Here is a 21,011-nt window from a genome sequence, read left to right as displayed (position 1 = left end):
CTTAAAAACTATTAATACCAGTATGAGCAAAACCTACGCATTGGGAATTGATGTTGGCGGAAGTCATCTAACTGCAGCCATTATAAATGTTGCGGATAAAAAAATTCTACTTGACACTAAAGTTAGGGATGTACTTGACAGTCAAATAGGCACACAGGCTATTTTAGACGCAATGATAAGTTGTATTACTACTTGCCTAAATAAATTTGGAAATCCAGTTTTAGGTATCGGTGTTTCTGTACCCGGTCCTTTTGATTATAAAAATGGTATTTCAAAAATTTATAAGTGCAATAAGTACGATAATATTTTTGGAGTAGACCTAAAAACATATCTATTCAACAACTTACAAAATTTTATAGGCAAACCAAGCGATGTCGTTTTTACGAACGATGCCAGTTGTTTTTTGGTTGGGGAAGCATGGTCCAATTCCTTAAAAGGAGAAAAAATGGCAGCAATAACGCTGGGCACAGGTATTGGATCAGGTTTTATGATAAATGGAAAAATTGTTTGCTCGGGAGATAACATACCAAATGATGGGGAAGTCTACAATCTGCCCTTTAAGGAAAAAAGAGCTGAAGATTGGCTGGGAGCGCAATGGTTTTTAAATAAATACGAGGAATATTTTAATACGCGTATTGAAAATGTAAAAAAAATTGCAGACAAAGCTGATACGTCCGAAATTGCCCAGCAAATTTTTGAAGAATTCGGTTCCAATTTGGGTGAATTCCTAGCTCCCCTCCTGTCCGACTTTAAAGCGGACCATCTTATTTTAGGAGGCAACATTGCCAAAAGTTTTAGGCTATTCAAATCTTCCTTTGAAAAAAACTTCAAAGGGGATCTCCCTAAAATTATAATTGCTAAAGACACAGAAAACTCCGCTATTTTAGGAGCTGTTCAAAATTTACTAAATAGAGAGCTTGTGGAACAAAAAAGAACTACCGATCAACATTTAATGCCTTTAATATCTGATGGATCAAAAACAGACAGTTACGATATTTTCCCTGATTTTCAAATTTCGAAGGGTAGTATAGCACATGGGTATAAAAACCTTGCCAGAGAAATCTCACAATACAGTTCGGTGATTATTGATGGTTATATGGGGGTTTATTGGGGAGATTTTATTGCGAACTTAACCCATGAATTGAAAGTTTTGGGGGTAAATAATACACCGTTTTCAGTTTCTTCCGCTTATAAGAGCTCCGAGGATATAGATCAAATGATAGCTCCATATCTTGGCGGTGACGATGCCGTCTTTGGAAAAATATATCCAGGGAAACTTACAGATTTTTTCGATTTGGAAAAGTTGCATAGCATTGAAAAAAGTACTGGGAGCATAAACATTTTATACGGTTGCGGAGCTAGTTTATCCAAGTGGGAAGGTAAAGTAATCTATATAGATATTCCCAAAAATGAAATACAATATCGATCACGAGCGGGTAATCTATTCAATATTGGGGCTGAAGAAGTTTTAGAGCCAAAATCCCAATACAAAAGGATGTTTTTTATTGATTGGCAAGTACTTAATAAACATAAACAGGAAGTACTTCCAATTTTAGACTATATAGTGGACGGGCAATACCTTGATACAATTTCGTGGTCATCCGGAGATACTTTACGTGAAGGATTAAAAGAATTGTCCAAAAATGCATTTAGAGCAAGGCCTTGGTTCTCACCGGGTGTCTGGGGTGGTGATTGGATGAAAGAAAAATTTACTCAACTCAACGGAGACGTAGTCAACTATGCTTGGTCCTTCGAATTAATAGCCCCGGAAAATGGATTGGTTTTATCGGATAAAGGAGTTCGGCTTGAGGTTTCTTTCGATATGTTACAATATTTGGACAATGAGGCCATTTTAGGTGATGCAGCCGAAACTTTTGGTACTGATTTTCCAATTCGATTTGATTATTTGGATACTTTCGACGGAGATAATCTTTCACTTCAATGCCATCCTACACCTGGATTTATACGTGAAAATTTTGGTGAAAAATTTACCCAAGACGAAACCTATTATATCTTGGAAGCTGCACCAGATGCTGAAGTATATCTAGGTTTTAAGGAAGGGGTTCAAAAACAAGAATTTCATGACATTTTGGTTAATAGTCACAAGAACAAGGAAGCTATTCAGGTTGACGACTATATACAAGTTTATAAGGCAAAAAAACATGACCTTTTCTTAATTCCCCACGGAACAATTCATTGTTCAGGGAAAAATAATCTAGTTCTTGAAATAAGCAGCACACCGTACATATACACATTTAAGATGTACGATTGGATGCGTATGGACCTTGATGGAAGTCCAAGGCCATTGAACATTGAACGAGGTATGCAAAATGTAAATTTTGAATGTCAAGGCGCTATTGTGCCAGATCAATATATATCCAAAGAATCAATTAGTGCTAAAGATGCGGATTGGCAGATAGTAAAACTGAGCACTCATCCAAAGCATTTTTATGAAATAAACCGTTTTGAATTCAATTCAAGGCTTGAAATTGAAACAAATGGTCAATGTCATATTCTGAACCTGGTAGAAGGCACAAAAATAAGGGTCATAACGGGTGAACGAGAGCTTTCAATTCATTATGCCGAAACTTTTGTTATTCCGGCTGCTACTCAAAAATATGTATTAATTAATATGGGCAAAAAGAGGGCCAAGGTCATTCAATCTAATGTAAAGGCTAATTTCTGCGATACTAGATTCCGCTAAATAGACAAAAAAAATAGGTATGAAAAAATCAGAATATTTACTAAAAATTACCTTGATAGGAGCTCTAGGTGGCCTGTTGTTTGGGTATGATACAGCAGTTATTTCCGGTGCCATTGGATTTATAGAATCAAAGTTCTCTTTAAATGCCGACATGAAAGGTTGGGCAGTTTCCAGTGCCATTTTGGGATGTATTTTTGGTGTAGCGATTGCTGGGTATATTGCGGACAGGATTGGTCGAAAAAAAGCATTGATTATTACGGCTATCTTATTCGCAGTTTCAGCTATTGGCTGTGCCTTGGCGGAGACCTTTTCGCAACTGGTTATTGCAAGAATAGTAGGTGGTATAGGTGTCGGTGCCGCATCTATGCTTTCTCCACTTTACATTTCTGAAATTGCGCCAGCACACAAAAGAGGCATGTTGGTTTCTTTATATCAATTGGCAATTGTTGTCGGCATCAATATCGTTTTCTTCCTCAACTATATTATTGCTGGTTTATACGGTGAACAATGGAATGTTGATATGGGCTGGCGATTCATGTTAGGTTCAGAAACTATACCTGCAGTTTTGTTTCTAATAGCCCTCTTCTTTGTGCCGGAAAGCCCTCGTTGGCTTACCAAAGAGGGCAGGGATGAGGAGGCACTAGACATTCTAACACGGATAAATACAAAGGAAATAGCGCAAAGTGTTCACAAGGATATTAAATTGGTCCTGGGCCAGGAAAAAGGAACGCTTAAGGAATTATTTGCGCCAGGGCTACGGGTAGCAATGATAGTTGGTGTTATTTTGGCATTGTTTTCACAAATTACCGGCATAAATGCTATTATGTATTATGCCCCTGAAATATTAAAGGATGCAGGCTTTGGTGTTGATTCCGCATTAATGCAGACCGTGATCATCGGGGTAATCAATACTATTTTTACCTTTGTGGCGATTATGTATATAGACAAACTTGGTAGAAGAACACTCCTCCTATGGGGTGTTTCGGGGATGATTCTGTGTCTATTGGGAATAGGCACTCTTTTTTATTTAGGACTAACAACCGGCCCTTGGGTTTTAATTTTAATTTTAGGGTTTGTTGGTTGTTTTGGCACTTCATTGGGTCCTATCCCTTGGGTCTTGATTTCAGAAATTTTTCCGACCAAAACAAGAGGAATAGCAATGTCTCTTTCTATAATGGTATTGTGGATAGGGGTCTGGTTCATCTCACAATTTACCCCCGTTTTATTGGATAAAATAGGTGGCGCCTTTACCTTTTGGCTATTTATGATCAATGCTATTATTCTTTTAATCTTTACATATAAGATGATTCCTGAAACTAAAGGAAAGACTTTGGAGGAAATTGAAATGAGTTGGAAAAAATAACCTAAAAAAGGAACATGAAAAAATTAGTTGTGCTTATTGTTATGTTGGGTACCTTACTACCCAATACTGTTAGAAGTCAAATAGAAATACCCAAAATATTTACTTCCAATATGGTTTTGCCAAGAATGAAATCCATTCCAATTTCAGGTAAGTCACAACCCAATGAAATCATTGAAATTAAAATTAAAAATCAGTCACATAAGGTTAAGGCGGATAAACAAGGGTTATGGGAGGTGATACTCACTCCTCTTCAGGCAGGTGGACCCTACGAATTATCTTTTAAAGGACAAGAGGAACTAATATTGGATAATATTCTAATAGGTGACCTTTGGCTTTGTGCTGGGCAATCCAATATGCAGTATACCTTAAATATGTTGAATTATCAAGAACCTGATACTTCGAGAATCGCTTATGAAAACTTGCGCTTATGTTCTATAGGGGTGGGAGCAGATTATTTACCGCAAAAAGACGTGCCCACGGCAGTATGGCATGAAACCAATGCCGAGACCATTAGCAACTTTAGTGCGACAGGTTATTTTTTCGGAAGGGAATTAGCTGAAAAACAGGATGTGCCAATTGGCTTAATTAGCAGTAACTTAGGCGCAACCACCATAGAAACATGGATGAGCATGGATGCCTTAAAAAAATTCCCACAATTTGATGAAGTTACAGGTGATATCATCCAAACCAACAAAGACTTCGCAACACTGAACAAAGAATTTGTAAAATATAGAAAAAAATGGGACACGAAGTATTATTTACAGGGGCCTGGACTCGATGAAAAGTGGTATGCCGATAGTTATGATTATTCAGATTGGGAGGAAATTAACCTACCGTCATTTTGGGAGGATTTTGGTTATGAGGAACATGACGGTAGTTTCTGGTTTCGTAAAACGTTTGACCTGGAATCATCCCAATTGGAAAATGATTTTCATCTTGCCCTAAATCAAATAGACGATTATGATATTACTTGGGTAAATGGGAAAAAGATCGGTGAGACTTTTGGAAAAAGTAATTTTCGAAACTACTCTGTTCCCAAAGAAATATTACGGGAGAAGGGAAATACCTTAACTATTAGGGTTTTTGATATTGGAGGTAAAGGGGGTATATATACCAATGCTTTCTGGGGGAATCAAATATTAACGGGTAAATGGAAATACAGAAAGGGTCTTTCTATCGACACTGAAAAATTTCCCAAACCCAAGGTTCCAAACGGCAGTATATTCTCCCATCCCCTCTTATTATATAATACCGGGATAGCCCCTTTACACAATTTTCCGATAACTGGTATAATCTGGTATCAAGGGGAATCAAACGAAAATCGCGGAGGGGAATACGAAGCTTTGCTCAAAGGCATGATTAATGATTGGCGATTAAAATGGAATGATCCCGAAATGCCCTTTCTAATAGTACAGTTGGCAAATTATAAACAAGAAGACTTATTGCCCGGAGATAGCAAGTGGGCTGAAATCCGCAATTCACAAATGAATGCTACGGTATTAAAAAATGTTGATATTGCAACTGCCATAGATATCGGGGAGGCAAATAATATACATCCTTATAACAAAGCAGAATTGGGTAGGCGATTAGGCTTATTGGCCATGCATTATTCGTACGGGGAAAAATTAAAACAAGGACCAATCTACAGCTCACAATCAATAGTTGGAAATAAGATTGAAATCAAATTCAACACCTACAACAGTAAATTAAGAAGTCTTGATAAGTACGGATACTTGAGGGGATTCTCAATTGCAGGGTCAGATGGGAATTTTAAATGGGCCAAGGCCAAAATTATAGATTCAAATGTGATTGAGGTATATTCCGAAAGTGTTTCCGTGCCAAAATATGTACGTTATGCTTGGTCAGACAATCCTGGGCCACTTGATTTAATTAATGAGGAAAGCCTTCCGGCTTTTCCTTTTCGTACGGATAACCTAGAACTTAGTACCCAAAAAGCAAAATATACTTTCAATCCTCATGCCTTCTAAAATGACTTAAATACGTTGAAGTTGGTGTAGCATTAATAGTTTATATAGCAGCTTTATAATGTTAAGATAAAGATACCTTTGCCAGATGTGGGTTTAATTCTATTTACCAAGGGTTTTACCTGTGAAGGTTTAATTTCCTTTACAGAGAATCCCTAGTCCCCCATCTACTCGAAACGCTTGGCCAGTAATTGACCCTGCCATTGCGCTGCTTAAAAATCCGATTAGTGCCGCTACTTCTTCTGGGGGGCAAATACGTGCGCTCAAATGCATATCGACACATTCCTGATAAATCTTTTCTGGATTATCCATAGTAGCAATCGCATCTCGTAACATTGGAGTGTCAACAGTGCCAGGGCAAACGGCAACCGATCTAATGTGCGGTGCATAATCCACGGCAATGCTTCTGGTTAATCCCAACATTGCTGTTTTTGATGTGGTATATGGCGCTACACGCTCTTGGCTGATAAAGGCTTGTACACTGGAGACGTTTACTACTACGCCTGACCCTTTTTTTTGCATGGAGAGAATGGCATATTTGGAGCAAAGAAATGCACTTTTTAAATTTGCGTTCATGACTAAATCCCATTCATCCTCGGTGGTTTCCGTTATTGTAGAGTATCTCTGAATACCTGCGTTGTTCACTAAAATATCTATTTCACCAAAAACATCCACTCCTTTTTGAATGGCCTGTTGAACTTGTCCAGAATTGGAAACATCACAAACCATGGTCAACAACCTTCCATCAGTGTCTTCAAGCATTTTTAGGGCATCTCTGTCAATATCCAAAGCAATTACGGCATCGCCGTTGTTCAAAAAATATTCGGTACAGGCTTTACCGATTCCTTTTGCCGCCCCGGTAACTATCACATTTCTTCTCATTTATATCATCCTTTAAATCTAGGTTCTATTTGACCTTTAGTATTGGTTTCAAGTCCGAAACATCTGCCCGCAAGCGGATTCTCTTTTTGTTCTTTTTCTGTTAAGTTTAAACGGGAGGTGGTAATAAATAGAATATTTTTATTTTTCCCTCCAAAACAACAACTTGTGACATGGTGGACAGGAACATAAATATCTTCAACCCAATCACCCTCTGCGTCAAAATGACTTACTTTATTTCCTTCCCACATGGCAACCCAAAAACCCCCATCAGCATCAATGGTCATACCATCTGGAAATTCATCCTTTCTCCATTGTATGTGTTCCCTTCTATTCGAAATGCGGGCTGTTTCGGCATTATAATCGTATGCATACATGACGTTGCGCATAGTATCGATCATATAATAAGTGCGATAATCCGGACTCCACCCCATACCATTGGTTATATAAATATTTTGTTCTAGAAGTGCTACGCTATGATCTAGGTGTAAACAATATAAGTTACCTGTAGGATTAGCGCCATTATATTCCATGGTCCCTGCAAAAAATCGCCCTTTGGGGTCAACCGCACCATCATTCATTCGTCTTTCTTTGACATCCATTTCAGGGGAATCTTTAATTAATTTTAATTCATTCGTGCGTTCATCATAAATCCCAAAACCATCTCGTACTCCCGTTACGATTTTACCGTTTTCACAAAGGGCCATTACCCCCAGTTCTTGCCCAACATTGAATTCTTTTGAATGACCAGTTTTATAGTCTACTTTAAAATATGACCCCTTAAGTAAATCCACACAATAAAATTTCTCTTCTATAGGGCACCAAATGGGTCCCTCTCCATGAATCGGTTTTATATCAAATATAGGTTCTGCTTTCATAGTCAATGGTTACAATTGGTAGATAAGGAAGTCTCTATACGCTGTCTAGGATCAAGTTTCAACCAATCCTTTTCAATACTTTCTTTTGACGGATTTTCTTCCCAATTATTTGTCCATGGTTCTAAGGCAAATGCGTAGGTTTTACCCCACCACGGAGCATTTTGGGTAGCATAGCATTCCTGCCAATACCACAACGACTTGAAAATGTTTTTATCCCATTCAATGGAAAAAGACATGATGTCCGTTGTAATTTTATAATAGGCCTTGGCTGTAAAATCATTCAAATAGGCCAATTCGGAAAACTTGGATTCACTAGGTTTAAGGATGATACTAGCGTCTTTTTTTTGATTGTCAACAGTAGTGACCATTGGCCAATCTTGCGTTGTACCAGGCTTAAAGATTCGCTTGTCGGGCATTTTATTTTCTGCTATAAACTTTGTTGCCGATGTTTCAATAGCTCCACCTGCTTCCAAAAATGGAAGACCGAAAGCAATATGATGGCCCCACATTAAATGTAATTGCGTATCAGATTCATTAGTCAGTACTTCATCAATCTCTAATGACTTACTGCCCTTTTTTAAAGTTAAAGTCTTCTCAATTACTATAGGAAAACGTAACGGCCTTGTCCATAGCTTAACGGAAACTTCATCCTCCGAGTTTTTAACAATCGCATATTCCCACTGAATTAGTGATACTTCACCATGTTGCCCTAAAATGGCACCACGATAATCCAAGGACGCACTATTTGGTAAGATCTCTTGCCACCCGCCATAATAATAATCTTCAAACTGATTGTTGGTGCTCCGATCTTGAGAAAAAACTTCGTTGGGGTTGAGAATGTCTTTATCCAATCTCAACATTAGATCAATCCCCGCCGGTTTGTAAACAAATTGAAAAATATCACTGCCACGGCCAGGTAGAATACCGATACTTAAGTATTCATTTTCCATGAAAATGACTTTCATCCGATTATAGGTCCATTTATCATTTACTTTACACTTGCTCATACCGTATCTATCAAAGCTTTCATATAACCCATGGCGTATGCCATGCTTGCGTGCCAAGGTGCATCGCAGCTCATGGTGGGACTATGGTCCGGAATCAACACACCTTCAAAATTGTTTTTCTTCAATATTCTGAGTGCTTCAGCCATGTCAAGATCACCCTCATCTACGAAAACCTCACGGTAGTTTGGCACCTTGCCTTTAACATTCCGAAAGTGGATATAGCCTATTCTGTTTAAGGAACTATACTTATCCAGAGTTTCAAGGACATTGCTTCCTGGCATTTCTTGTAAAGTGCCCATGCAAAATTCAAATCCATTGTTGGGGCTCTTGTTAACCGAAAATAATTTTTCATACTCTTCGATACTATAAAAAAGTCTGGCCGCATTTCTCAATTCAGGTATTGGAGGGTCATCTGGATGTGCCACCATTTTTACTCCATTTTCTTCTGCTACCGGAATTATTTCGTTCAGAAACCAGGTAAAACGATCCCACATTTCATCACGCGAAATAGGCCCCAAACTACCAGTTAAGGTTGAATCATAGGTCATATTCCAAACCATACCGTTCTTAATGGGCTCATTTACATTTACTCTGTCCATATCAAAACCTACTGTCATCGGATTCCCTCGGCCATATTTTCGGTTGGTCCAACCCCACACACCGGCAATACTAAAATAATATCCCATAATGGGGATACCCGCCTTCCCTATATTTGCTATCATATATTTTAAGTTGTCCATCTGTTGAAGCCGTTTAGGTCCATCCAACAAGATGTCAAACCAATGTGATGGATCAAAATTCTCAATAGCCTCCCAAACCAATCCATGTGACTCAATTTCCTTTTTTAAGCGAATCAATTGATCATACTCCCAAAGTTTGCTTTGATTGTTGGTAACTCCCCAGCCATTTAGATAATTTTGCGCCAATGAAGGATTATCTCCTCCTTTCATATAATCAACTAACTGAACCACCAAATGGGTTGCCCCAGCCTGCTTGGCAAATTCGAAATTCTTTCCGTTTAAAAGACTTTTATACAGCCCCAATCCTAATTTAGGCATATTCGATTAGTTTGTAGTATTATGTAAGTGTAACAAATTGAAAAATAATTGGACTTCAATCATTGTAATGGACCAATACAACTTCCTCATTTCATACCAATAGTTTGAATAAAAATCAAAAATAGCAAACTTTGTTCTAATGTTCATACATATTAATTATTAATTTTGCTCATCGGCTTAAAAGATAATAGATTTCAAAAAATTAAGTTATTTCAGATACTTATATAGGGAATTTACTCGATAATTGTGATTTAAATGTTCCAGCGCTTGCCTGTCAATTTTCGTTCAGGCAGGCATATAATCTAAAGTAAGGATCTTTTCAACGCCTCATGGGCTTGCCCCGAGGTAGTTTACTACATGGTATAACTATATCAATAGATGTATTAATACACTTATTTTTTCATAAATTGTGCCCTCAGAAAAGTTAAGAATTGGTGACAGTGACTAGTTTTTATTATTGTAATCCAAATCAATGGCGAACTATTTCGAAAAATTAACGATAGCATCTAATACTTCATCTGGATTCTTATGTATGAAATTTACTTGTACTGCAATTATCTTGCTCAGATTAGTATGTCTTTAGAATTTTGAAGGCGTAAGTCCCGTAAACCTTATCCGTCAATTTTACTCTTGTGGACATGTTGTGTCTGTCCTCTACTTAAATCTTTCCGCTTCGCATACCTGACTTCATTGTGGCCGCAGGAAAGAATAAACAGCGAAAATGCTGCTTGACCTTCCTTCTCCCTGCCCACTAGCATTTTAATCTGCTGAAATGGTCCCTAGTCTCTAGGTTGCACTTGGAACGATTAATTACACTAAATAATAAATGGATTGCTGAGGTCACGATATATGGATATATGTAAATATAAATATATGGGTATATGTATATATGCACATAGGATTTACGCATTCGGAAGGTTTTTTGTTATAAAGTAGGAACAAATCAGACCTACGCCCCGTGAGTAATATATCATTAAAAAAGAATTGAAAATATTAATCTTCGGAGAAGATAGCAAGTTATGTTTTGCGCAACGCAAAACTCCTACTTCTGGCGAAGTGAAAACTGGGTCTGTGGCAGACAGGCGATAATAATTGAATGAGAAAATGGCAATTAACAAAGGCGGGAGGAAAAGTTTGGGAGAATGAAAACGCGAGCATACCATAACGCAACGGTCCGATCGCACGGAACTGGAAAGGTTAAAGGTTATTTAGCAGTCCTTTAATCTTGATTTTAGGAAAAGAGTGGTAAAAAATTCTTCCTATTTTGGTTAACTCAACTATTTGTATAAATATCCAAATACCATGAAATTGTTCTTGATCCAACAAGTTTTTGCTTGATCCTAAATTGTTTTAGGTATGTTTTAGGAAGAGAATCAAAAAAGGCTCCACATTTTTGTGAAGCCCTGTCTTTACTAGTAGCGGGAACTGGACTCGAACCAGTGACCTTCGGGTTATGAGCCCGACGAGCTACCTACTGCTCTATCCCGCGATGTATCTTCAATGTACCCTTAAGGGTACTGTATTTCAATTTTGCCACCCTGGCAGAGTAAGCACCCTGTCCTGGGCGTAGTCGAAGGATGCTGCTCTATCCCGCGATGTGCGTTTCCAAAACATTCAACTTGGCTCTAAACCCTCAGTTCCTAATGCTGACTGAATTATTTCGGACTGCAAAGATACATGCTTTTTATGATTTCCCAAATCTATTTGAATAATTTAAATAAAAATATATTTAAAGTCTTAGAAAAGTTGATTTCTTGCCAATACCCCCAAACTCCGTCATTAATTGATTTAATTCTTATATTGTTAGAGTTCATCTTATTGCATAATTTTTTTCACCTTGTATTAATTATATTAACCAAAGAGAATCATGAAAATTAAACAGTTTGAATACGAACCCTTATCCCATTATTCCTATGCCCTAATAAGCGATGGGGAAATGGCCATCATTGACCCGGAGCGCAACCCCATGCAGTATTATGCCTTTGCCAAAGCGAACAAGGCAAAAATTGTAGCTGTTATCGAAACCCATCCCCATGCCGACTTTGTAAGTTCGCATCTGCAAATTCACAAAGAAACCGGTGCTATCATTTACAATAGTGAAAAATTGGGAGCGGACTATCCGCACCAACCCTTTGACGAAGGGGATAGCATTACCATTGGAAAAGCTACCTTGACTGCCATAAATACCCCTGGTCATTCGCCGGACAGCATTACCATAATGGCCAAAGAAGGCAAGGAAACGGTATTATTTACGGGCGACACCCTATTTATAGGCGATGTAGGCCGTCCCGATCTTCGTGAAAAAGCAGGCAAGATGCAGGCCAAACGCCAAGAGCTGGCCGAGGCCATGTACTACACCATACAACATAAATTTAAAAATATGCCCGATGATGCGGTAGTCTATCCCGCCCACGGTGCCGGATCCCTCTGTGGAAAAAGTATGAGCGATGCCAACAGCAGTACCCTGGGCAATGAGCGCATGGGCAATTGGGCTTTTAAAAATCAGACGCAAGAAGAATTTGTAAACGAGTTATTGGACAGCCAACCTTTTATCCCTTCCTATTTTGGGTACAATGTGGATGTAAACAAGACGGGAGCTACAACGCTTCGCAATGCCATTGCTGCCATACCTTTTAAGATGAATTCTACCACAGACGGACTCATTGTGGATGTGCGAAAGGAAAGCGAATTTAAAAAGGGACACCTAAAAGGAAGTATCAATATACAGGCGTCTTCGGAGGAGGACACTTTTGAAACCTGGCTGGGCGCCATAGTAGCACCTGGGGAAAAATTCAGCTTGGTCATAGAAAAGCCCGAGGATCTGGATATGATATTGCAGCGAGTAGCCAAAATTGGCTATGAAAAGGATTTGCAAAGGGTACTGACCCTATCCGGGGAAAACTTAATAAAGACCAAGCAGTTGGATCTGGAAGATTTCAAAAAACACCCCAACAGTTACACCATCGTCGACATACGTAATAAAAGCGAGCTGGCCGAGGGCAAAATTTTTGAAAGCGCCTTGAACCACCCCTTAAATGAACTACGCAAATCCGCTGCAAACATCCCTGCCAGCAAGCCTATTGTGCTACATTGTGCCGGCGGGTATCGCAGTGCAGCGGGAAGTAGCATTCTCGAAAGCGGATTGGAGGGCGTTACCGTCTATGATCTAAGTGATGATGTGGGGCAGTTTCAGGATTGAGCTAAATACATTGCTAGCCTGCCTATCGGTAGGTGGACGGAACAAAGTGTAGCGCCGCATTCGCTTGAATAGAACCCAATACAGGAACATTCTTTTTTTAAGGCCTCGGTATCACCTAAAATTGAGCAGCATATTTGATATAAAATTGCAACCATGGAACACATACATACAGCCAGGGAAAAAGACCAAACCACCATTGCAGAATACAAAAAAGGATTTGAGGCCAACACACTGGAAGTCTTGGTGGAGTCTTACAATAGACAAGTTAAATGCGGTATTGTAGGGGTACACCAACAAGCTCTGTATTTAATAGCCTTAAGACAGGAGTTTAAAGAACGCTTAAAAGAAAGCCCTGTATATCTATTACAACATATTTTGGGCCTTGTAGGCCCCATTGAAGTTGTTGATGGGAATATTAGAATAAAAGGTATTAAACCTCAGGGCAAGCCCTGATCCCAATAATAGGAATCGACTCAAGGGCCGAAGTATTGAACCTAGATCCCGCCGAAAAAGGCGGGATTAGGAATAGATAAGTTATAAATCTCAACCACGGCGAAGACAAATTTATAACTCATTCAAAGAATGCAGTACAATGGGTATTATCCTCATTTACCGATTAAGAAAATACGGAACCTAATATTTGTTAAATTGGAAGCTATCATTCTAAAAACAAATAAAAGACAATGGCTAAAGAAGAATTATATGAAATTATTCGCGCCCCTTTTTCAGAATTGAATAAACTGAAAATAGGGATGTTGGTTAGGGCAACTTTACCTGAGATTTTAGAATTGGAATTGATATCTGAAATGGAGGTAAAGAAAATGGCCCAGGATAACTATAGTAAAATCTTCTTTAACTTAAATTATCCTGTTCTGAAATTGGTAGATGAAAATCTTTCAATAAACGAAAATAGAACTATCGGCGAATATACCAGGTATTATGCTGCCCCTATTAAGTATAAGAATTCCAGATATCTTATCACAAGTGAATGGTATGATCGGAATCAGGAGGAATATATAAAATGGTTTAAAAATAAAGTTAAGACAGAATAGGCTTTCAAATTTCATTCAAAAATAGTTTTAAATAATATTTATCAACCAAGTAGCATTTAATATGATCAAAATAATGATTGACCACTCGTTACAAAAATGTTAATCGCTCGTCACCTAAATTCTGGAAAATTACTTAGGCTACAAAAAGCATTAAGAAATTAACCAACACGAATATCTACTCTACTTTTTATATATTTAGGCCGATATGTTTAACGAATGATTTATGAAGGAAATTAGTGTAGTAGCTGCAGTTATAAAACACGATAATAAAATCCTGTGTGTACAACGAGGTGCCAATAAGTATAATTATATTTCAAAGAAATATGAGTTTCCAGGCGGTAAAATAGAAAATGGGGAAACACTCGAAGATACTATCATTAGAGAGGTTCAAGAAGAATTAAAAATGACCATCAAGACAGAAAAGCAATACCTTACAGTTAAACATCAATATCCTGATTTTGCCCTAACCATGTACAGTTTTATTTGTTCTTGTGAAGATCCTACAGTGCAATTAACAGAGCATATAGCATACCAATGGCTGGCCTCTTCAGAATTAGAAGGATTAGATTGGGCAGCAGCAGATATTCCAATTGTTGAGAAATTAGTAATGAATGGATAAGCTTACCCTAATTTTTAATGACAGTTTGCAAACCGGGTATGTGGACAAAACCTTTTTATCCAATGTTGATTACCAACCAGAATTGCTTGTCAATCAAAAAAATCCACCTAAAAAGGTTCTTTCATCCATTATCCATGAGCTCGAAAATTGTACCCAGTTTTATATCTCCGTAGCATTTGTGACCACAAGTGGCGTTGCCACAATAATCAACAAGCTTAAAGAACTCGAAAAAAGGGACATAAAGGGCAAAATATTGGTCTCTCAATATTTAAACTTCACCCAACCGGAAGCCCTTAAAAGATTAGGTCAATTCAAAAATATAGAACTTAAAATTGCCACCACAGGAAATGCGCATGCAAAAGGGTACATTTTTAAAAACAAGAAGCATTATAATTTAATTGTTGGCAGCAGCAATTTAACTGCTCAGGCCTTATCCACCAACAAAGAATGGAATATTAAAGTATCGGCATTAGATGAAAGTGGCATTGTCGAAAAAGTACTGCAAGAATTTCAAGCTGACTTTAAAAAAGGAACACCCATAACCGCAGAGTTCATTTTGAAGTATGAAGAAATATATCAGAAACAATTTCTTTTATCTAGGAATAACAATCTCGAAAACTTAGCTGAACCCCAAGCCGAAATAACTCCAAATTCAATGCAACGAGAAGCATTGAAAAACCTGAAAAATTTACGCGCGGACAATAAAAATAAAGCGTTGATAATTTCTGCCACTGGAACAGGTAAGACTTATTTATCAGCGTTTGACGCCAAAGCTTTCAAACCTCAAAAATTATTGTTTGTGGTTCATAGGTTAACCATTGCAGAAAATTCATTAAATACGTTTAGAAGTGTTTTTGGCAAGGATAAAACCATGGGGCTGTTTTCAGGTGAAAAAAGAGAATTGGATTGTGATTTTGTGTTTTCAACCATTCAAACTATTTCAAAGTACAGACATTTAGATAACTTCTCGAAAGACCATTTTGATTATATAATTATTGACGAAACCCATAGGTCAGGTGCGGATTCATATTTACGATTAATAGATTACTTTGAACCTAAATTCCTATTAGGAATGACGGCCACTCCCGAGAGGACAGATGGGAATGATATCTTTCAATTATTTGACCATAACATTGCCTATGAAATAAGATTGAACAGAGCAATGGAAGAGGAAATGCTCAGTTCCTTTCATTATTACGGCGTAACTGATTTATTAATTGATGACAATGAGGTAGACAATAAGACAGATTTTAACCTCTTAATTTCTAGTGAAAGAGTCAATAGAATCATTGAGCAGGCAAGTTTCTACGGAAGCGACAATGGAATAACCAGAGGTCTGATTTTTTGTTCTAGAAAAAATGAGGCAATTGAATTATCCACTTTATTCAATTTAAAAGGATTTAAAACAGTTGCTTTGACCGGGGATAGCTCTGAAAAACAGAGAGCAAATGCCATTGAAAAGTTAGAATCGGATAATTTAAGTGAAAAACTAGATTACATATTTACTGTTGATATTTTCAATGAAGGGATTGATATTCCAAAAATCAACCAGATTATTATGCTAAGACCTACAGCATCAGCCATTATATTTATTCAGCAATTAGGAAGAGGGCTGAGAAAGGTTGAAGGAAAGGGTTATTTAACGGTAATTGATTTTATTGGAAATTATGAAAACAACTATTTAATACCCGTTGCACTGTATGGTGATACTTCCTATAACAAAGACTCCTTGAGGAAATTAATTACAGAAGGCAGCAGGATGATCCCAGGGGCTTCGACCATTAATTTCGATGAAATCACCAAAGAAAGAATATTTCGGTCCATTGATTCTGCCAACATGCAGTTATTAAAAGATTTAAAGAAAGACTACAGCCTATTAAAATTCAAGTTGGGTAGAATTCCAATGATGATGGATTTTATTGAACATGGTTCTCGTGACCCATATTTATACGTGGATTATTCCAATTCCTATTACAATTTCATTCTCAAAATTGAGAAAGAACACTCCTGTGAATTATCAAAACAACAGGTCAAACTTTTGGAGTTATTCTCTAAAGAAATAAATAATTCCAAAAGAGTTGAGGAAAGTTTGATTCTAAAATTATTAATAGAGTCTGGTAAACTATCCCTTGACGATTTAAAAGAACACATTTTATATAAGTATTCCTATTCTATTTCTGACGAAACCATTAAATCCTGCGTTTCTAATTTAAATTTTGAATTTATTAGAGAAAAAAAAGGAGGTAAGTTACTTTCGGCAAAAGAGATTTATGATTTGGATATTCTTAGAATTGATAATGGAAATTTTGTGTTTTCAAGCACGTTTCTTTCCTATTTAAACCAGGAACATTTTAAAAAATTTCTGCTCGATTCTACTAATTATTCAATCTATGAATTCAACAAATTATTTGACACTGATAGTTGGCAGAATGGCTTTGTACTTTACAGGAAATACTCTCGTAAAGATGTATTTAGAATATTAAATGTATTGGAAAACCCTGTTGCTCAAAATGTGGGTGGTTATTTAGTAAGTCCCGATAATGCTCATTGTCCAATATTTGTGAATTATCATAAAGAGGAGCACATTTCAGAATCGACAAAATATGAGGATGAATTTGTAAATAATAAGGAATTTGATTGGATGTCAAAGTCCAACAGAAAAATTGATAGCAAGGATGTTCAATCCATTTTAGGCCATAATGGGGCAATCCGTCTTCCTTTATTTATCAAAAAAAACAATGATGAAGGAATGGACTTCTACTATATGGGAAACATAAGTCCAGATTTGAATCAGGTTCAACAAACCACAATGAGCAATGATAATGGCAAGCAAATTTCGGTCGTAAAAATTCGATTCCTATTGGCCAATCCCGTTATAGCTACGATGTATAACTATTTACATGAGAAGGTAAAAGTCATGGAAACCTATTTGGAAAAGAAAGATAAGTCCGTTCCAGCACAAGGAACTTTTAAATTTGAACAGGAGTTAAAAAATCCTATACCGCTTTATGATTTTTACGCTGCAGCCGGGTCGTTCAGTGAAATGCAATCAGAAAAAGATTTCACTTTAATAGAAGGTCCTGAAAATAGCAATCCAAATGATTATTTTGCCTGTAGGATTTTTGGTGAATCCATGAACAAAGTAATCCCCAATGGTTCAATTTGCTTATTTAAAAGATATATAGGTGGCAGTAGAAATGGAAAAATTGTTTTAGTAGAAAACTTGGACATCCAAGACCAAGATTTTAATTCTGCTTTTACCATAAAGACCTATTCAAGTGAAAAGGTAATTAACGAAGATAATTGGCAACATCAATCCATTGTTTTAAGGCCAAATTCTTATGATAATACTCATAAAAGCATCATTATAAATGAAGAAAATGCTGCAGAAATGAGAATTGTAGGGGAGTTTGTTAAAGTTCTAATACCGGAGGTGACCTCCTCCCAATAAACCCGACAATTTAAAAAATTAAGCAGTTCTATCTAAGGGAAACTTACAATGCCTATGACGAACAATGTAAAAAAGCGCCTCTAACGAGTCGAAGACTCCAAACGAAATAGATATAGCGGATAGCAAAAACACACCCCAACCCCCTCTACATTTTCTTATAAGGCCAATAGGTATCCACCCCTTGATTTCGAATGAGGCTTTGAAATTTCCTCACGGCTGCGGCATCTTGATAAACCCATTATAGTTAGTAGAGCCTACTAACAGAGTCCTTAAATATTTTTACAATTTTTTAACCCTATGTAAAAAAAATATAACTTAGGCCTAAAATGCTTTTGCTTCCTAAAAAATATTTTAGCTACTATAAACTGCGTCTCTATGAAAACCTTCTTAAAACACCTCTTAGCCTTTTATATTGTAGTCAATTTGGGTAGTGCGCTCTACGCGCAAAACGAAAACCCAAGCTTCTCCCATACCATAACGGAAGAATTGAAGCCATGGACGAACAAGCCATTTTACAATAATCCCAATAATTTTCAATTTGCCATTGTAAGTGATAGAACAGGGGGGCATCGTGAAGGAGTATTTGGAAAGGGAGTTGAAAAAATAAACCTGTTGTATCCGGAATTTGTGATGAGTGTGGGCGACTTAATTGAAGGATATTCCAAGGACAATACCTTGCTAGATGCGCAATGGAAGGAATTTGACAGTATCCTAAATCCGCTCTCCACCCGATTTTTCTATGTGGCAGGGAACCATGATTATTCCAACGAGGTAATGGCAAAACAGTGGAAGGAACGCTATGTCAAGGATTACTATCACTTTATCTACAAAGATGTGCTTTTCCTTATCCTAAATAGTAACGATGGTGACGGGGTTATGATGAGCAAGGACCAAATTGCATTTTTAAAGGAAGCCATCGCCCAGAACACCGATGTGAGGTGGACCATGGTTTTTACGCACCACCCTATGTGGGCCTACGGGGACGCCAGTGGGTTCGATGAAGTGGAGGCAGCCTTGAGCAATCGGAAATATACGGTATTCGCCGGTCATACCCACCGATATTTATTCGACGTAAGAAACGATCAAAATCATTATGTCCTGGCTACCACCGGCGGTGGAAGTAGGCTTAGGGGCCCCAAATTTGGAGAGTTCGACCAAATCGGTTGGGTTACCATGACCGACAACGGTCCCAAACTCGTCAACCTTGCCCTTTCCGGAATTCATGATCATAACATCAGTAATAACCAAACAAAAGAGCAAGCCGTTTCTCTTATCAAGGCAACGGATTTTAAAACCTTGGTCATGGCCAAAGAAAGGGAAAGAAAAGTCATTCTATTGCTGAACAACACCTCCTCCAAACCCATTCATTTTAAGGGACAATTATACCATCATCACCAGGTAAAGGCAGACTCCTCGCGTTTTCAGCTTAGTCTGCCGCCCATGACTTCCTCTGAAATAGTGATAAAAACTACCCCCTTGGACGTTTCCAAAGCATCCATTTGGGATCCTATGGAACTTGAATGGGAAATGGGTTACGACAATGAATTTATGGAACCGGAATTCAGTTTGAGCGGTACCGAAATAATTGAACTTATGCCCTCCCAAGCCGGTATATCCATGACAGAACAAGACATTTTTATACAGGAGCTACAAGTGGCTTTAACACATCCCTATAATAAAGTTTCCGCAAAATTTACTTTGGATGGTACAGAGATCAATGCTAATACTCCCGTATTTCCGGGAAATATAACCTTGGATAAAACCACCATTATTAATGTAAAACTTACGGATGCCGAAGGTTTTGAAAGTGCGGGCTTCCAAAAAACTTATAAAAAGGTAAAGCCGACAGCCGCAACAAGAAAACCAAGGAATACCAAAAAGGGACTCCAGTATACCTATTACGAAGGCAATTTTGATTCTATACCTGATTTTAGCAGCTTGAAACCATTAAAAAGCGGCTCTGTCACCGTATTGGACCCAGAAGAAATCGGAGAAAGATTGGACCACTTTGCTATTCAATATAAAGGCTTTATCAGCGTACCGGAAACGGGAATCTACACCTTTTATTTAAAGTCCGACGATGGGTCCAAACTTTATTTGGATGGTGAACTTTTAATAGATAATGATGGCTCGCACGATACGGCAACAAAAACAGGTATGAAAGCGCTCAAAAAGGGCATGCATCCCGTTCAAATCGATTATTTTGAAGACTTTTTAGGGGAGCATTTGCAATTGGACTTCTCTGGCCCTAATGTGGAAAAGTCGCCCGCAGTGTTTAGTCATTAAGGCTTGCTTGTGGTTAGATAGTAATCCCATAAATACTTCATTACCATAAACGACTATTGTAGATAGACAAAACTCAATTAATCCCCTCTACATTTTCCCATAAGGCCAATGGGTATCCACCCCTTGATTGCGAATGAGGCTTTGGAATTTCCGCACCGCAGCGGCATCTTTGTAAACCTCTTGTGGACTCCTGCCCGTTTCCATTAAAAAGGGTACAAACATCCCTATGGCCTCCCCTATGCTCCATTCCACAGGGTGCAGACGGTAGCAGCCGTTGGTAAGGTGGGTGGTGCCAATATTTTTGTTCACCGGAAATATATTTTCCATCCTTTGCGGTATTAGGGCTCCCAAGGGAATTTGAAAGGGAAGGGAAGCAAAGTCGATATAATTATCCCCTCCACTACTGGGATGCAGGTCAATATGATAATACCCTATCCCAATAACTAAGACTTCGTGTGGTCGGTACGGCCAAACATGAAGACCGTGTTGACTGAACCGGGTCCTGTTTTCCCTTACTATGGGGATTGCTA

At 37.9% G+C, this 21,011-nt stretch carries 14 protein-coding genes and 1 tRNA gene; 9 read left to right on the top strand and 6 right to left on the bottom strand.

What is annotated here, in order from left to right:
• Positions 1 to 22: 22 nt before the first annotated feature.
• Genes MWU84_RS16425 through MWU84_RS16415 form a run of 3 tightly spaced genes read left to right on the top strand, consistent with a single transcriptional unit; the run spans position 23 to position 6,055 of the window.
• On the top strand, positions 23 to 2,704 hold the full coding sequence (locus MWU84_RS16425; RefSeq protein WP_246903654.1) for an ROK family protein: 2,682 nt from the start codon (positions 23 to 25) through the stop codon (positions 2,702 to 2,704).
• A gap of 19 nt (positions 2,705 to 2,723) precedes the next feature.
• Entirely contained in the window at positions 2,724 to 4,067 is a 1,344-nt protein-coding gene (locus MWU84_RS16420) for a sugar porter family MFS transporter (protein ID WP_246903651.1), read from the top strand.
• Between the two features lie 14 nt (positions 4,068 to 4,081).
• Positions 4,082 to 6,055, top strand: coding sequence for a sialate O-acetylesterase (locus MWU84_RS16415; protein WP_246903647.1), 1,974 nt, complete (start codon positions 4,082 to 4,084; stop codon positions 6,053 to 6,055).
• 129 nt (positions 6,056 to 6,184) lie between these two features.
• Here MWU84_RS16415 and MWU84_RS16410 read toward each other — a convergent pair whose 3' ends face one another.
• The 5 genes from MWU84_RS16410 to MWU84_RS16390 form a co-directional block, all read right to left on the bottom strand.
• Entirely contained in the window at positions 6,185 to 6,934 is a 750-nt protein-coding gene (locus MWU84_RS16410; RefSeq protein WP_246903644.1) for an SDR family oxidoreductase, read from the bottom strand.
• 5 nt (positions 6,935 to 6,939) lie between these two features.
• Complete coding sequence (locus tag MWU84_RS16405; protein ID WP_246903642.1) at positions 6,940 to 7,809, bottom strand: SMP-30/gluconolactonase/LRE family protein; 870 nt, start codon at positions 7,807 to 7,809, stop codon at positions 6,940 to 6,942.
• 2 nt (positions 7,810 to 7,811) lie between these two features.
• The gene (locus MWU84_RS16400) at positions 7,812 to 8,816 is read right to left on the bottom strand and encodes a DUF4432 family protein (protein WP_246903640.1); all 1,005 of its coding nucleotides are present in this window, start codon (positions 8,814 to 8,816) and stop codon (positions 7,812 to 7,814) included.
• Complete coding sequence (locus MWU84_RS16395) at positions 8,813 to 9,874, bottom strand: mannonate dehydratase (RefSeq protein WP_246903630.1); 1,062 nt, start codon at positions 9,872 to 9,874, stop codon at positions 8,813 to 8,815. Before MWU84_RS16395 ends, MWU84_RS16400 begins: the two co-directional genes overlap by 4 nt.
• Before the next feature lie 1,416 nt (positions 9,875 to 11,290).
• Positions 11,291 to 11,363 (bottom strand) — tRNA-Met (locus MWU84_RS16390).
• A 378-nt stretch (positions 11,364 to 11,741) separates the two neighbouring features.
• On the opposite strand from MWU84_RS16390, the gene MWU84_RS16385 reads away from it, so the two are divergent.
• From MWU84_RS16385 to MWU84_RS16360, 6 genes are all read left to right on the top strand, one after another.
• On the top strand, positions 11,742 to 13,073 hold the full coding sequence (locus MWU84_RS16385) for a rhodanese-like domain-containing protein (RefSeq protein ID WP_246903628.1): 1,332 nt from the start codon (positions 11,742 to 11,744) through the stop codon (positions 13,071 to 13,073).
• Positions 13,074 to 13,226: 153 nt separating this feature from the next.
• A complete protein-coding gene (locus MWU84_RS16380; protein ID WP_246903626.1) occupies positions 13,227 to 13,526 on the top strand; it encodes a hypothetical protein in 300 nt (99 codons plus the stop codon).
• Between the two features lie 230 nt (positions 13,527 to 13,756).
• Positions 13,757 to 14,125 carry a hypothetical protein gene (locus MWU84_RS16375; protein WP_246903624.1) on the top strand — a complete coding sequence of 123 codons (369 nt, stop codon included), beginning with the start codon at positions 13,757 to 13,759 and terminating at the stop codon, positions 14,123 to 14,125.
• A 223-nt stretch (positions 14,126 to 14,348) separates the two neighbouring features.
• Positions 14,349 to 14,744 carry a (deoxy)nucleoside triphosphate pyrophosphohydrolase gene (locus MWU84_RS16370; protein ID WP_246903622.1) on the top strand — a complete coding sequence of 132 codons (396 nt, stop codon included), beginning with the start codon at positions 14,349 to 14,351 and terminating at the stop codon, positions 14,742 to 14,744.
• Complete coding sequence (locus tag MWU84_RS16365) at positions 14,737 to 18,195, top strand: DUF3427 domain-containing protein (protein WP_246903620.1); 3,459 nt, start codon at positions 14,737 to 14,739, stop codon at positions 18,193 to 18,195. The genes MWU84_RS16370 and MWU84_RS16365 overlap by 8 nt, the downstream gene beginning before the upstream one ends.
• A gap of 375 nt (positions 18,196 to 18,570) precedes the next feature.
• On the top strand, positions 18,571 to 20,481 hold the full coding sequence (locus MWU84_RS16360) for a PA14 domain-containing protein (RefSeq protein WP_246903618.1): 1,911 nt from the start codon (positions 18,571 to 18,573) through the stop codon (positions 20,479 to 20,481).
• Positions 20,482 to 20,568: 87 nt separating this feature from the next.
• Here the strand turns inward: MWU84_RS16360 and MWU84_RS16355 are convergent.
• On the bottom strand, positions 20,569 to 21,011 hold a 443-nt coding region (locus MWU84_RS16355), incomplete at its 5' end, for an FAD-dependent oxidoreductase (RefSeq protein ID WP_246903616.1).

Source organism: Arenibacter sp. F20364, assembly GCF_023015905.1.
In the GTDB taxonomy this organism is placed as follows: Bacteria; Bacteroidota; Bacteroidia; order Flavobacteriales; family Flavobacteriaceae; genus Arenibacter.
The sequence above is the reverse complement of the archived record's forward strand: the minus strand, read 5'-3'. Positions and strand labels throughout refer to the sequence as shown.